Consider the following 14,422-nt stretch of genomic DNA (forward strand, 5'->3'; position numbering starts at 1 on the left):
GAGGCGTTCTACGAAGGAAGGCGCATGCGCCGCACGCCCATTGCCGGGCGCGCAATCCCCTCCGTCGAACCGAAACAGCAGGTATTCGTGACCCATCCCGCAAGCAGTCATTCCACCGCGGCGACGCGCCGCGCAGGCGCGGCACCGCGCTTCATGCTTTCCTCCCTGATGCTGGCCCTGGGCCTGGCGCTTGCCGGCGCCCCGGATGCCGTGCGCGCCCAGTCCGGCGCCGTGTCGGTCGACATTGCCGCGCAGCCGCTGGGCGACGCGCTGATGCAATGGGCCGCCCAGACCAAGGTGCGCGTGTTCTATGCGCCCGACGTGGTGGCGGGCCTGAACGCGCGCGGCCTGCGGGGCAGCCTGGCGCCCGAAGACGCGTTGCGGACCCTGTTGCAGGGCACGGGCGTGGCCTACCGCTGGCAGGGCGACAGTATCATCCTGACGCGCGACGGCGGCGTGACGAGCTTGGCGCCGGTGACGGTGATGGGCAGTGCGGATCCGGCGGTTACCGAAGGCACCGGTTCCTACACCACGCCGGCCACGTCGGCTGCCACCGGCTTGACCCTGTCGCTGCGCGAGACGCCGCAGTCCGTCAGCGTCGTGACGCGTCAACGTATTGACGACCAGAACCTGCGTTCGCTGGACGAGGTGATGGGCAACGTCGTGGGCGTGCAGGTGGTCAGCGAAGACACCGACCGCACCGACTTCTGGTCGCGCGGGTTCTATATCGACAGCTTGCAGTACGACGGCGTGCCGACCACCATTGGCCTGTCGATGTATGGCGAATCCGACAACGACTCGTTCATCTACGACCGCATTGAAGTGGTGCGCGGCGCCACTGGCCTGATGAGCGGCGCGGGCAACCCGGGCGCGTCGATCAACCTGGTGCGCAAGCACGCCAACAGCAAGGAATTCACGGGTTCGGTCAGCGCGGGCTTCGGCTCGTGGAACCAGTACCGCGGCACCGTGGACATGTCCACGCCGTTGAACGAGGAAGGCACCGTGCGCGCGCGGATGGTGGCGCTTTACCAGGGCCGCGATTCCTATATCGACCTTTACCACGCGAACAAGAAGGTCTTCTATGGCGTGATCGACGCGGACCTGACACCGAACACGCGGCTGAGCGTGGGGGCGGACTATCAGGACAAGCGGCCGCGCGGTTCCACCTGGGGCAGCCTGCCTGTCGTGTTCAGCGACGGCACGGCCACCGATTGGCGCCGGTCCAAGACCACGGCGGCGGACTGGACCTATTGGCACACGACCAACCAGACGATGTTCGCCACGCTGGAACACCGCTTCGAGAACGATTGGGAAGTCCGCGCGGACTGGTCCCAGCGCAAGAGCGAGTATGACGCCAAGCTGCTGTACCTGTATGGCAGCCTGGACCGCGAGACCGGCACGGGCCTGCGCGCGCTGCCGGGCTACTGGAATTCCTACGCGCAGCAGACGTCGCTGGACGTGCAGGCCAAGGGGCCGTTCACGCTGCTGGGCCGCAAGCACGAGGTCGTGGTGGGTGCCATGCGCAGCCGGTACGGCGAAGACTTCTATCGCTACGGGTTTGAAAGCGCTTCGCTGGCCAGCACCGGCAACTTCTATCAGTGGGACGGATCGTTTGCGCAGCCCACCTGGACGGACGCCAGCCTGCGCGCGACCGTCACCCATCAGGAAGGCGCATACGGCGCCATCCGCTGGTCGCTGGCCGACGGCCTGACCGCCATTACGGGCGGCCGCTACGCGACCTGGAAATCCAAGTCGGATACGCGCGACCAGAAGGATTCCCAGTTCATTCCGTACGCCGGCGTGGTGTACGACATCAACGACACCTATTCGGCCTACGTCAGCTACACCGATATCTTTCAGCCGCAGGACAACCGCGACCGCAACGGCAATTACCTGGATCCGGTGCAGGGCAAGAACTACGAAGTGGGCGTGAAGGGCGAATACCTGGATGGCAGGCTGAATACCTCCATCGCGCTGTTCAAGGTCAAGCAAAGCAAGGTCGCCGTGCTGGATGGCGACGCGCTGGTTCCGGGGTCGTTCGAGCAGGCATACACCACTGCAGACGGCGTCACCACCAAGGGCGTCGAGCTGGAAGTCAGCGGCCAACTGACCCCGGGCTGGAACGCCTATGCCGGCGGCACTTACTACACCAGCCGCGATGCGCAGGGCGTGTCCGTCAACCCGGAACGTCCGCGCGCCATGGCCAAGTTGTTCACGACCTACCGCTTGCCGGGCGACTTCAGCAAGCTGACCGTGGGCGGCGGCGTCAACTGGCAGATTTCGACGTATAGCGAAGTCAGCGCGGGCGGCGGCACCGTCACCGCCAAGCAGAAGGCCTATGCTATCTACAACCTGATGGCGCGCTACGACTTCAATTCGCGCTTGTCCGCCCAGTTGAACCTGAACAACCTGTTCGACAAGAAGTACTACCTGGGCGGCGTGGCGAATCAGGTCTATTACGGCGAACCGCGAAGCGTGTTCGTGAACCTGACCGCGAAGTTCTAAGGCGTCAGGCCTGCTGGCGGGTGGCCGCCAGCACGATCTCGCGGATGCAGACGCCGTCCGGCTGCGCGTAGGCGTAGTGGACGGCGTTGGCCACGTCTTCGGCGGCCAGCACTTTGCCACCCATGTCCGCCTTCCAGGCTTCATAGCCCGTCTTGATGCTCTCGTCGGTGGTATGGCCGAGCAGCTCGGTTTCCACTGCGCCCGGGGCGATGGTGACCACGCGCACGTTGTGGGCCGACAGTTCTTCACGCAGGTTTTCCGACAACCCGTGCACCGCGAACTTGGTGCCCACATAGGCCACGTGGTTGGGGAAGGTCTTGCGGCCCGCCACCGAACCGATGTTGATGATGGTGCCGCGCTTGCGTTCGGCCATGCCGGCCGCCACGGCGTGCACGCCGTTCAGCACGCCCTTGATGTTCACGTCCAGCATGCGGCTCCATTCCTCCGGGTCCTGGCGCGTGATGTCGCCCAGCAGCATGACGCCCGCATTGTTGACGATGGCATCCGCGGGGCCGAAACGCGCCTCGGCTTCCTGTACGGCAGCGGCCAGCGCCTGGCGATCGGTCACGTCGACCGAACGCGTCAGCGTGTGGGGCAGGTTCAACGCCTGCATCGGTTCCAGCCGGCGGGCCAGCAGCAGCAGCGGGTGGCCGTGAGCCGAGAAGAGGCGAGCGGTGGCCAGTCCGATGCCGGAACTGGCGCCGGTGATGATGACGAGCGGTTTGGTGGGGGGGGTCATGGTGGGGCTCCAGGTATTGGTTTTCTGTATGCGAAAGGGTTGGAAATCATTCTAGGGCGGGACGCTCCGCCTGAAAAATGGTTTATTCTTTTCGCAGCAATCGGGAAAACTTATGGATAGCCGTCAACTCAAAGCCTTCGTCGCCGTCTTCGAAGAACGCAACATCACGGGCGCCGCGCGGCGGTTGCATCTCAGCCAGCCGGCCTTGTCGGGCACCATCAAGAGCCTGGAAGACCTGTTGGGCACGCAACTGTTCGAACGGCAGGCGCGCGGCGTGTCGGTCACGGAAGACGCGCGCATCCTGTACCCGCAGGCGCGCCGCCTCCTGTCGCAAACGGAATCCATGACGCAGCAGTTCCGGCAGGGTGCGAATGCGGCGGAAATCGAGATCGGCGTCGAAGCCGACATCGCCGGCGAGGACGTAGCCGCCTTCGTGCAGGCAGCACGGCAGGCGGTGCCGGCCTTGTTCGTGAAGCTCTCGGAAGGATGCGTGGGCGATGCGCGCCTGTCGACGGAAGACGAGCGCTGCGAAGACGAGTTGTTCCTGACGCTGTCCATCGACCCCTACGTGCTGGCCGTGCCGGAAGGCAGCGCCGGCGATGCCGCGCTGCCGTGGATCATGTGCCCGTCTCATCCGACCCATCAACGCCTGCTGCCGTACTACGGCGCAGCGGCCAGCGCGCCGGCCGCGCATGCCGGGTCCTTGCGCCTGGCGCTGGAGTTGGCCGCGGCAGGCGTGGGCGCCTGCGTGGCGCCCGAGTCCCTGGTGCGGCGCCAGGCGGGCGTTGCCGGCCGGCCCATCGGCGAACTGGAGATGTTTCGCCGCGTGGGCCTGTGCTACGCAGTCCAGGCGCTGGACAAGCCCGTGCTGGCCACGCTGGTCGAGGCGTTGCGGGCGCGCGCGCCCCAGGCCGAGCCTGTTTAGAACTCGAACTGCGCCGACAGCGATACCGAGCGCGGGCTGCCCATGTTCAGCCAACCGCCGCTGACGCCGGCGGCCGATGCCTAATAGCGCTTGTCGAACACGTTGTCCGCGCCCACACGCAAGGTAATGCAGTCGCTCCTCATGCTGCTCCCCCAATACGAATTCGTGGTTCTTGTAAACGGATCGAAGATAATTATAATTGCGAATCATTTTCATTGTGTGTGGACATCTGGCGGCGACGCCGGGGCGCAACGTCATGCCTTCCTCTTCATTCGCCCCTCGCGCCGAGGTGCAAACCGTCTATCTGGCCCATCACCAATGGTTGCGGGGCATGCTGCAGCGCAAGCTGGGCAATGCGTCCGATGCGGCCGACGTGGCGCACGACACCTTTGAACGACTGATCCGGGCCAACGTCCGCGAGCCGCTGAGCGAACCGCGCGCTTACCTGCGCACGATCGCCACGCGGCTACTGATCGGCCGTGCGCGGCGGGCGGCGCTGGAGACGGCCTATGCCGAATCGCTGGCGTTGCAGCCGGTGGCGGTGGAGCCGTCGGTGGAGGCGCGCGCCTTGATCCTGGAAGCGCTGGAACAGGTTTGCGAATTGCTCGACAGCCTGCCCATGGCAAGCCGCCGCATCTTCCTGATGGCGCAGATCGACGGCCTGTCCTACGCCGAGATCGGCCAGCAACTGGGCCTCACGCCCAACGCGGTGCAGAAGTCGCTGGCCCGGGCGCTGGTGCATTGCTACACGGCTGTCTACGGGTGAGCCGCGGCCTGATGGACAGCGCCAAATTGCTGCGCCCGCATGCCCCGGACGCCGGGCGGATCGACCCCAAGGTCATTCGCCAGGCCGCCGACTGGTGGGCGCGCCTGCGCGAGGACGCGACGGATGCCGACCGCGCGGGCTTCGAACGCTGGCGCCAGGCACAGCCCGCGCATGAACTGGCCTGGCAGCGCATGAGCGCGCTGACGCGCGATGTCGCCCTGGGCGTGGCCGAGGTCGGCAACGGCGTGGCCGCGCGCACCTTGCGGCAGGCGCCGCTGATCCAGTCGCGCCGCAATGCGATCCGCTGGATGGTGTCGGCCGCCGGACTGGGCCTGGGGGCGTGGGCGGTGGGCGAACGCGGTGCGATCCGCCGCCTGACCGCGGACCTGCGCACCGGCACCGGCGAACGCCGGGCGCTGACCTTGCCGGACGGGACGCTGCTGGAACTGAACACCGGCAGCGCCGTCGACTTGCGCTATACCGCCAGCCAGCGGGAATTGGTGCTGCTGGAAGGCGAGATCCTGGTGACCACCGCGCAGGACAAGCAAGGCCGGCCCTTTACCGTGCGCACCCGCAGCGGCGTACTGACGCCGGTGGGCACGCGCTTCCTGGTGCGTGACCTGGATGGGGGCCGCAGCTTGCGGGTGGCCGTCTTGGAGGGCGCGGTGGATGTGCGGGGCCTGGACCCCGCCGACGCGCCGCGCCGCGTGGCGGCCGGCGAACAGGCCGACTATTCGGCCGGGGGCGGCTTTGTTTCCGGTCCGCTTGAACCTGCGACGTCCGCCTGGCTGACCGGGATGCTGATCGCCGATGAACTGCCCCTGTCGGATTTCCTGCGCGAACTGGGGCGCTATCGTCCCGGCGTCTTGAGCTGTTCCGATGCGGCGGGCGCCTTGCGGGTGGTGGGCGCGTTCCCGCTGGCCGATAGCGACAAGGTACTGGCCATGCTGCAGGAAGTGCTGCCCGTGCGGGTGCGCCACTACACCCGTTATTGGGTCACGGTGGGGCTGGCCTGAGCGGGGAACCGGAACCCTTCTCATTTAATTTGTAACCGCAACGGCGTAAATCCCGACCTCGCGCTTCATGTAAGGAAAGCAGCCCGGACGATCCCCCGCCCGGGCTGCGCCATCCTTCAAGAGCCAGGGAATCCCTTCATGTCTTCTCGTCCTGCCCGCGCCGCGGTCCTTGCCCGCTTCACTTTGCCTCGCACCCGTCTGAGCGCCGCGCTGCGCCTTGCGCTGCCCGCCGTCATGCTTGCCGCGCCGTGGCCCTCGGCTGTGTACGCCCAGGCGACGACCGGCCAGCGGGCAGTGGCGTTCAGCATTCCGGCAGGCCCGCTCAGCGCGGCGCTGGGGGCGTTCGGGGTGCAGGCCGGCGTCATGGTGGCCTCCGATCCCGCGTTGACGGCCAGCGCCCGGACGGATGGGGTGGCGGGCACGTACGCGGTGGACGCGGCGCTTGAGCGGTTGCTGGCGGGCACGGGCTTGCAGGCGGTGGCGCGGCCCGAGGGCGGCTTCCGCTTGCGGCAAGCCGCCGCGCCGGGACAGGCCGCCACGCTTGCGCCCGTGACCGTGACGGGCAGCTACAACGCCACCACGGATGGCACGGCGTCGTACACGTCGCCCGCCGTCACCATCGGCAAGACCACCCAGGCCTTAAAGGACATCCCGCAATCCATCACCGTGCTGACCCGGCAGCGCATGGATGACCAGGACATGACGAGCCTGCCCGACGCCATCAACAATACGGCCGGCATGGTGGGCGTGCAGGGTGTGGGGCCGGGCGTGGCCATCAACGCCCGGGGCTTCCCGGTGGATTTGCTGCAGTACGACGGCGTGGCGCTGCTGCGCAACAGCTACAGCCTGGGCAACTGGGAGCAGGATTCGCTGGTGTTCTACGACCGCGTGGAAATCCTGCGCGGGGCGGCGGGCCTGCTGCAAGGGGCGGGCAGCCCGGGCGGCGCGATCAACCTGGTGCGCAAGCGTGGCGGGGCGGAGCCGTCGGTGGTCATCACCGGCAAGGCCGGGTCGTGGGACCACTATGGCCTGCAGCTGGACGCCGGCGGCCCCTTGAACGCGGCGGGCACCTTGCGCGGCCGCGTGGTGGTGGATGAAGACCAGAGCCATTCCGCCATCGACTACGTGTGGGACAAGACGCGCAATCTGTATGCCGCCCTGGACTATGACGTTACCGAGAACACCACGGTGGGCATCGGCATCAGCAACCGCTACAGCCGTTCACGGCCGATGTTCGTGGGCTATCCCCGCTACGAGGACGGCGGCGACATCGATCTGCCGCGCTCGACGTTTACCGGGTCCACGTGGAACCGGGCGAAGAACGACCAGACCATCTTCAATGCCGACGTGACCCACCGCTTCAACGACGCGTGGCGATTCCGGCTGGCGGGTGTCGCCATGAACGAGAAGAACACCACCGTGCACCAACGCGCGGTCGGCCCGATCCTGCCGGACGGAAGCGGGCTGGACTACGGCAATTTCGGCGTGGACTTCAAGAGCAAGCAGCGCGGGCTGGACATGTCGGTCAACGGCAACTTCACCGCGCTGGGCATGGAGCAGGAAGTGGTGGTGGGCGCCAGCTATTCCAAGCTGACCACGGCCGACCGTTACACGCGCGCCTGGGAGTCCGGCGGCAATGTGTTCGACATCGATCACCATCGCCCGTGGCAGGACATCGACAGCATCGCCGCGACTAGCGGCTATGACTCGCGCAGCAGCTACGATATCCGCCAGAAAGGCCTCTACGGCACGTGGCGCGTCAAACCCATCGAGTCGCTGGCGCTTATAGGCGGCGGACGCGTCGGCTGGTTCGACTACGGCTATTCCAGCGGTGGCACCACCACCACGTCGACGACGTCGGGCAAGTTCATCCCCTACGTCGGCCTGGTCTATTCGCTGACCGACAACTGGTCTGCCTACACCAGCTACACCACCGTGTTCGAACCCCAGACCGAACGCAGCCTGGACGGCAGCCTGCTCAAGCCCATCGAAGGCAACAACTACGAAGTGGGTGTGAAGGGCGAACTGATGGACGGCCGCGTCAACACGTCCGTTGCGCTGTTCCGCTACGACCACAAGAACCGCGCGGTCAACGACTACGATGCCGGTTTCGCGTGCGATGGCTGGTATTGCTCGCGCGCGTCAGGCAAGGTGCGCAGCCAGGGCCTGGAAGCCGAGATCTCGGGCGAAGTGGTCAAGGGCCTGGAGCTGTACGCCGGCTACACCTACAACACCACCAAGTACCTGTCGGACCCCGACAACCAGGGCGCGGTCTTCAATACCTGGACGCCCAAGCACATGCTGCGCCTGTGGGCCAACTACAAGCTGCCGGGCATGATGAACCGCGTCAGCGTGGGCGCGGGCGTGAACACGCAGACCGACACGATCAGTTCGGACCGCGAGTTCAAGTTGGCCGGGTTCACCGTCTGGAACGCGCGCGTTGGGTACCAGGCCACGTCGGAGCTGAGCTTCGCCTTGAACCTGAACAACGTGTTCGACAAGAAGTACTACGTGCCTTCCTACAACACGGTGTCCGGCAACAACTACTACGGCGAGCCGCGCAATGTGATGTTGACGGTGCGCTACGAGCCCAAGCTATAAGGGCCTGCGCGGCTTAGCCGCGCATCAACGCATGGACCTGGCTTGCCAGGTCTTCCAGCGCAAAGGGTTTGGGCAGGACGGGCAGGGCGGGTTCTTCGGCGGACGCGGCGACGCCGCTCAGGCCCGAACCCGTCATCAGCAGCACTTTCAGCCCGGGACGCAAGCGGCGCGCCGCGTCGGCGACTTGATGGCCGCTGATGCCGCCAGGCAGTCCCAGGTCGCAGATCAGCAGATCTAGCGGTTCGGGCGAGGCCAGGCGGCGCAAGGCCGCGGCGCCGTCGGCCGCCTCGGCCACGGTGTAGCCCAGCTCTTTCAGGGATTCGGCGGCAACTGCCAGGACGGAAGGGTCATCCTCCGCGATCAGGATGGTTTCCCCGTGCGCCGCGGCCGGGGGCGCTTTGAGGGCAGCCTGTTCCAGCGACGCCATTGCGCCCTGGTGGCGGGGGAAGTACAGCGTCATTGCCGTGCCTAGCCCCAGGCGCGAGCTGACCTGCACCTGGCCCTGGGACTGCCGCACGAAGCTGTACAGCATCGACAGGCCCAGCCCCGTTCCCACGCCCGCCGCCTTGGTCGTGAAGAAGGGTTCGAAGATGCGCTGCACCGTATCCGCCGCCATCCCGCAGCCCGTGTCCGTGACGCGCAGCCGCAGGTAGTCGCCCGGCGTCAGTCCGCGCCTGCCCGCCTGCGCGGCGTCCAGCGTGACGTTGCGCGTCGAGACACCCAGCGTGCCTTGTCCCGGCATCGCATCGCGCGCATTCAGGCACAGGTTGAGGAGGGCGTTCTCCAGTTGATGGGTATCGACCCAGGCGGGCCACAGGCCGGGCTCGCAGGCCAGGTCCAGGGTGATGCGCGACCCGATGCTGCGCCGGATCAGGTCTTCCATGCCGGTGACCAGCCGATTGATGTCGGTGGCTTTGGCGTCTTGGGGCTGGCGACGGGAAAAGGCCAGCAGGCGATGGGTCAACGCGGCGGCCTTCCGGGCGCCGCTTTGGGCGACCTCGATGTGACGTTCCAGGTCGTTGTGCCGTTGCTGGGCCAACCGCATGCCCAGCAATTCCAGGCTGCCGGAAATCCCCATCAGCAGGTTGTTGAAATCATGGGCCAGGCCGCCGGCCAGCTGCCCTACGGCTTCCATCTTCTGGCTTTGGCGCAAGGTGTCTTCGGCCTGCAGCAGGGCCTCGGCCTGGGCCCGTTCAGCGTTGACCCGCGAGGTGGTCTCGATGACGGTGTCCATCATGCCGACCACTACGCCGCGCTCGTCGCGCACCGGGCTGTAGCAGAAGGTGAAGGTGGCGTCTTCGGGCTCGCCCGACCGCAGGATCTGCAGCGGATAGTCTTCGATGAAGGTGGCTTCGCCAGCGAATGCACGGTCGGCGATGGGGCCGATCATCGGCCAGGCCTCGCTCCAGACTTCACTGAATGGACGGCCCAACGCATCGGCCTTGGTGCCCAGGATCGGCGTGAAGGCGTCGTTGTACAGCGTGATCAGTTCCTTGCCCCAGACCAGGCAGCAGGGGAACCGGGAGGACAGCACCATGCCGGCGGCGACGCGCAAGGCGCTGGGCCAGGCCGTGATGGGCCCGAGCGGCGTGGCGGCCCAGTTGAAGGTGGAGACCCGCAAGCCCATCTCTCCGCAGCCGGCAAGGAACGAGGGCATGGAGGAGTCGATCTGCATGACGGTTGCGACGGTAGCCGAGGGTGACTGATTTTATCCGACAGGGGACTGCGCAGCAGGAGATGGAACTGGGCCTGGGATAAGATAAAATAGAAATCGTTCCCATTTACATGCCCCCATGAGGTGCGCCTTGCCTCCGTCCGATTCGCTGACCCAGGACACCGTCACAACGCTCTATCGTGACCATCACGGCTGGCTGTCGATATGGCTGCGCAAGAAGCTGGGCAACTCGTTCGACGCCGCGGATTTGGCCCACGACACCTTCGTGCGCCTGATGAGCGGCCGTCGCAAGGACGGCGTGGGCGCCGAGCCCCGCGCGCTGCTGACGCACATCGCGAAGGGGCTGGTGGTAGACCATTGGCGTCGGCGCGCGGTGGAAGATGCTTATCTGGCGGCGGTGGCGCATTTGCCCGCACCGGAAGTGCCGTCACCCGAAATGCGGGCGCTGATCCTGGAAACGCTGCACGTCATCGACGCTACCTTGCGGACCTTGCCGGCCAAGACGCGCGAGATCTTTCTGCTGTCGCAGTTCGACGGCATGGCGTACGCCGACATTGCACAGACGCAGCGCGTGTCGCTGGCGACCGTCAAGCGGCACATGCAGAAGGCGCTGACCGCCTGCCTCATCGCTTATCAGGTCCACGCGGCATGAGTGCGGTGATCGATCCCGCGATTCTGGAAGAGGCGGCCGGCTGGCTCGTGCGCTTCCAATCCGAAACGCTTTCCGCCGCCGACCGCGCCGCGTTCGACCGTTGGCTGGCCCGCAGCGCCGCGCATGGCGCGGCGTGGCAGCGGGTGGAGGACATGCTGCGGGGGTTCGGTCAGGTGCCGCCCGCCATCGGGCGCGACACCCTGCGCCGTCTGGACCGTCCCGGCCGCCGGCAGGCCATCCGCGCGTTGGGCGCCTTGCTGGTGCTGGGGCCGGCGGCCTGGGCCGGATGGCGCACGCTGCCGTGGCGCGAATGGGCGGCGGACGTGCGCACCGCCACGGGCGAGCAGCGTCACCTGGAGCTGGCCGACGGCACCCGCCTGGTGCTGAACACGTCCAGCGCCGTCGACATCCTCTACACCCCCGAACAACGTGTGCTGTGGCTGCGCGCGGGCGAGATCCTGCTGACCACTGGCCGCGACCCGTCGCCCGTCCATCGCCCCTTCATCGTGCGGACGTCGCAGGGCACGATCCGCGCGTTGGGCACGCGTTTCATGGTGCGCGATGAAAGCGCCAGCATCCACGTCGCGGTGTTCGACGGGTCGGTGGAAATCCAGCCGCGAGATGCCGGCGCGGCAGCCGTGGTGGTGCCGGCAGGCCAGCAGACGGTGTTCAACGCCCACGAGGTCGAGCCCCTGGCCACGGCCGAGGCGGCATCCACGTCGTGGGAGCAGGGCATGCTGGCCGTGCGCAACTGGCGGCTGGCCGACCTGGTGGACGAACTGGCGCGTTATCGGCGGGGCGTCCTGCGCTGCGACCCCGCGGTGGCCGGATTACGGGTTTCGGGCGCCTTCCCGCTGGCCGATACCGACGGCAGCCTGCGCCTGCTCGAAAAGACCTTACCCGTGCGGATCAGCCGGGTGACGCCGTTCTGGGTCACGGTCGCGCCCAGCGCGGCTGTTACAAACTAATCGCCGATCCGTTGACACTTTTTTCCGCTTCGTCCGGTGTACCGGGTGAATCGTCGCGACATGCGAGCGTCACCCAGTCCCCTACGAAGGATCGTTTCATGGTTTCCCGAATCTCCCGTTCGTCACGCCTGCCCCGCAGCCAGGCCGTCCTGTCGCCGCTGGCGGCGATGCTGCAGGCCGCCGGCATGGGGTTGATGCTGCTGGCCGTGGCGGGGGCGCCCACGCCTGCCGCCGCTGCCGATGCCGCAGGCCCAGGCACGTCGGCCGTGCGCCAGTCCTACGCGATCGCCGGCGGCCCGCTGGGCGACGTGCTGGCCCAATTCGCGGCGGCGGCGGGGGTGCCGCTGTCGTTCGATCCAGCGCTGGTGGCGGGCCGGCAAAGCGAAGGCCTGACGGGCGCCTACACGGTGCGCGAAGGGTTTGCGCGCTTGTTGAGCGGGTCGGGCTATGTCCTGGCCGAACAGGGGGCGGGCGCCTATTCCCTGCGCAAGCTGCCGCAAGGCGAGGGCGAGGCCGCGACGCTGCTGCCCAGCATCACGGTCGCCGGGTCGGGCGTCAGCGCGTCTGCCTTGCCGGCCGAATTCGCCGGCGGCCAGGTGGCCCGCGGCGGCCGCCTGGGGCTGCTGGGCAATCGCGACGTGATGGATACGCCGTTCAACGTCACGAGCTACACCTCGGAGCTGCTGACCAACCGCCAGGCCGTAACCTTGGCGGACGCGCTGAATGCCGAGCCCTCGGTGCGCTTCACGGGCCAGATCGGCGGCGTGACGGACTCCTTCTACATCCGTGGATTCCCCATCGGTGAAGGCAACCTGGGCGAGATCGCGTTCGACGGCGTCTACGGCGTGGCGCCCAACTATCACGTCTTCACCGATTACATCGAGCGCGTTGAAGTGCTGAAGGGGCCTGCAGCCTTGCTGTACGGCATGTCGCCCAACAGCGGGGTGGGCGGGGTGATCAATATGGTGCCCAAGCGCTCGCTGCCGCAGGACCTGACGCGCGTGTCCGCTGACTACGTGGGCGACTCGCAATTCGGTGCCCGGGTGGATCTGAGCCGCCGCTTCGGCAACGACGGCGAATGGGGCGTGCGCGTCAACGGCATGCATCGCCAGGGCGACACGCCGCTGGACAACCTGTATTCGCGCACCGACATCGGCGCCCTGTCGCTGGACTATCAGGGCGAGCGCCTGCGCGCATCGCTGGACCTGCTGACCCAGAACGAAAAAGTCGACGCGCCGACGCGTCCGTTCCTGATTGCCTCCGGCATCGACGTGCCGCGCGCCGCAGATGGCCGCCGCAATGCGACGCAGCCCTGGGGGTGGTGGAAGTCGGATGGCCAGTCGGCGTTGCTGCGGGTGGAGTACGACGTCAGCGACCGCCTGACGGTGTTCGCCGACGCGGGCGGATCGGATACCGATGTGTCGCGCCTGTCGGACCAGACGCCCACTATCATCAACAGCGCCGGCGACACGCTGGTCACGCCCAACAACTTCCGTTTCAAGGTGGAGCGCAGCACGTACAACGCGGGGCTGCGCGCCAAGCTCGATACCGGGCCGGTGCGCCATGCGGTCAGTTTCATGGGCTCGCTCTACAGCGACCGCAACCTGCAGGCCAGCGTGTCCGGTACGCCGCTGACGTCCAACATTTACCACCCGATCACGCGCCCCGAGCAGAACATCCCGGCGCCGGGCAATGTGCCCAAAGTGTCGTCGTCGGATCTCTCCGGGCTGGCGCTGGCCGACACGATGAGCATCTTGGACGAGCGCGCGCAGCTGACGCTGGGCGTGCGCCAGCAACGCATCGAATCGCGCAACTTCAACGCCACGACCGGCGTGCGCACCGTCAGTTATGACGAAAGCGCGACCACGCCGCTGGCCGGTCTCGTCATCAAGCCCTGGAACAACGTGTCGCTGTACGCGAACTACATCGAAGGCCTGAGCAAGGGCGATGTGGCGCCGGCCACCGCGTCCAACGCGGGCCAGGTGTTCAAGCCCTACAAGGCCAAGCAGAAGGAAGTGGGCGTGAAGGTAGACCTGGACGACGCGATGCTGACGTTCAGCGCGTTCGAAATCACGAAACCCAGCGGCCAACTGACCAATGGCGTGTACGGCGCCGACAGCGAACAGCGCAACCGCGGCCTGGAACTGAACCTGTCCGGCGAACCCGTGCGCGGGCTGCGCCTGTTGGGCGGCGTCACGTACCTGAACGCCGAGCTGACGCGCACCAACAATGCGGCGACCGTTGGCAACCAGCCAGTGGGCGTGCCGAAGTTCTCGGCCAACCTCAGTGCGGAATGGGATACGCCGTGGGTGGCGGGCCTGACGCTGACCGGCGGCATGATGTACACGGGCCGCGAATACGTGAACCAGGCCAATACGCAGTCGGTGCCGTCGTGGACGACGTTCGACCTGGGCGCGCGCTATGCCACGAAGATCCAGGGCAAGGACGTCACGTTCCGCGCCAACGTCGTCAACGTGACCAATCGCGCGTACTGGTCGGGGGTGGCGTCTTACGGCACGGTGTCGCAGGGCGTGCCGCGCACGCTGATGCTGTCGGCGTCGATGGACTTCTGATC

At 66.9% G+C, this 14,422-nt stretch carries 10 protein-coding genes; 8 read left to right on the top strand and 2 right to left on the bottom strand.

Annotated features, from left to right (window positions below):
• The first annotated feature begins 153 nt into the window (after positions 1–153).
• Positions 154–2,505 carry a ferric-rhodotorulic acid/ferric-coprogen receptor FhuE gene (gene fhuE / locus CEY09_RS16585; protein ID WP_167390090.1) on the top strand — a complete coding sequence of 784 codons (2,352 nt, stop codon included), beginning with the start codon at positions 154–156 and terminating at the stop codon, positions 2,503–2,505.
• Between the two features lie 4 nt (positions 2,506–2,509).
• On the opposite strand, the gene CEY09_RS16590 is transcribed toward fhuE, so the two are convergent.
• Positions 2,510–3,244, bottom strand: coding sequence for an SDR family oxidoreductase (locus CEY09_RS16590; RefSeq protein ID WP_088589485.1), 735 nt, complete (start codon positions 3,242–3,244; stop codon positions 2,510–2,512).
• A 112-nt stretch (positions 3,245–3,356) separates the two neighbouring features.
• Between CEY09_RS16590 and CEY09_RS16595 the strand changes: the two genes are divergently transcribed.
• The 4 genes from CEY09_RS16595 (at position 3,357) to CEY09_RS16610 (ending at position 8,552) form a co-directional block, all read left to right on the top strand.
• Entirely contained in the window at positions 3,357–4,169 is an 813-nt protein-coding gene (locus tag CEY09_RS16595) for a LysR family transcriptional regulator (protein ID WP_088589486.1), read from the top strand.
• A gap of 256 nt (positions 4,170–4,425) precedes the next feature.
• Positions 4,426–4,935 (top strand): sigma-70 family RNA polymerase sigma factor, encoded by a 510-nt coding sequence (locus tag CEY09_RS16600; RefSeq protein WP_006222537.1) that lies wholly within the window; start codon positions 4,426–4,428, stop codon positions 4,933–4,935.
• A gap of 11 nt (positions 4,936–4,946) precedes the next feature.
• Positions 4,947–5,951, top strand: a complete 1,005-nt coding sequence (locus CEY09_RS16605; protein ID WP_088589625.1) for a FecR domain-containing protein — start codon at positions 4,947–4,949, stop codon at positions 5,949–5,951.
• Between the two features lie 138 nt (positions 5,952–6,089).
• Complete coding sequence (locus tag CEY09_RS16610; RefSeq protein WP_088589487.1) at positions 6,090–8,552, top strand: TonB-dependent siderophore receptor; 2,463 nt, start codon at positions 6,090–6,092, stop codon at positions 8,550–8,552.
• A 13-nt stretch (positions 8,553–8,565) separates the two neighbouring features.
• Here CEY09_RS16610 and CEY09_RS16615 read toward each other — a convergent pair whose 3' ends face one another.
• Entirely contained in the window at positions 8,566–10,227 is a 1,662-nt protein-coding gene (locus CEY09_RS16615) for an ATP-binding protein (RefSeq protein WP_234818329.1), read from the bottom strand.
• 118 nt (positions 10,228–10,345) lie between these two features.
• On the opposite strand from CEY09_RS16615, the gene CEY09_RS16620 reads away from it, so the two are divergent.
• The 3 genes from CEY09_RS16620 (at position 10,346) to CEY09_RS16630 (ending at position 14,420) form a co-directional block, all read left to right on the top strand.
• Positions 10,346–10,879 carry a sigma-70 family RNA polymerase sigma factor gene (locus CEY09_RS16620; protein WP_377785547.1) on the top strand — a complete coding sequence of 178 codons (534 nt, stop codon included), beginning with the start codon at positions 10,346–10,348 and terminating at the stop codon, positions 10,877–10,879.
• Positions 10,876–11,847 (top strand): FecR domain-containing protein, encoded by a 972-nt coding sequence (locus tag CEY09_RS16625; protein ID WP_088589489.1) that lies wholly within the window; start codon positions 10,876–10,878, stop codon positions 11,845–11,847. The genes CEY09_RS16620 and CEY09_RS16625 overlap by 4 nt, the downstream gene beginning before the upstream one ends.
• Before the next feature lie 98 nt (positions 11,848–11,945).
• A complete protein-coding gene (locus tag CEY09_RS16630) occupies positions 11,946–14,420 on the top strand; it encodes a TonB-dependent receptor (RefSeq protein WP_088589490.1) in 2,475 nt (824 codons plus the stop codon).
• Positions 14,421–14,422 lie beyond the last annotated feature (2 nt).

This window comes from Achromobacter marplatensis (assembly GCF_002209535.1).
Taxonomy (GTDB): Bacteria; Pseudomonadota; Gammaproteobacteria; order Burkholderiales; family Burkholderiaceae_B; genus Achromobacter; species Achromobacter marplatensis.

Coding starts and splice junctions, on each gene's coding strand:
- fhuE (WP_167390090.1), top strand. CDS start 154: ATGCTTTCCTCCCTGATGCTGGCCCTGGGCCTGGCGCTTGCCGGCGCC.
- CEY09_RS16590 (WP_088589485.1), bottom strand. CDS start 3,244: ATGACCCCCCCCACCAAACCGCTCGTCATCATCACCGGCGCCAGTTCC.
- CEY09_RS16595 (WP_088589486.1), top strand. CDS start 3,357: ATGGATAGCCGTCAACTCAAAGCCTTCGTCGCCGTCTTCGAAGAACGC.
- CEY09_RS16600 (WP_006222537.1), top strand. CDS start 4,426: ATGCCTTCCTCTTCATTCGCCCCTCGCGCCGAGGTGCAAACCGTCTAT.
- CEY09_RS16605 (WP_088589625.1), top strand. CDS start 4,947: ATGGACAGCGCCAAATTGCTGCGCCCGCATGCCCCGGACGCCGGGCGG.
- CEY09_RS16610 (WP_088589487.1), top strand. CDS start 6,090: ATGTCTTCTCGTCCTGCCCGCGCCGCGGTCCTTGCCCGCTTCACTTTG.
- CEY09_RS16615 (WP_234818329.1), bottom strand. CDS start 10,227: ATGCAGATCGACTCCTCCATGCCCTCGTTCCTTGCCGGCTGCGGAGAG.
- CEY09_RS16620 (WP_377785547.1), top strand. CDS start 10,346: ATGAGGTGCGCCTTGCCTCCGTCCGATTCGCTGACCCAGGACACCGTC.
- CEY09_RS16625 (WP_088589489.1), top strand. CDS start 10,876: ATGAGTGCGGTGATCGATCCCGCGATTCTGGAAGAGGCGGCCGGCTGG.
- CEY09_RS16630 (WP_088589490.1), top strand. CDS start 11,946: ATGGTTTCCCGAATCTCCCGTTCGTCACGCCTGCCCCGCAGCCAGGCC.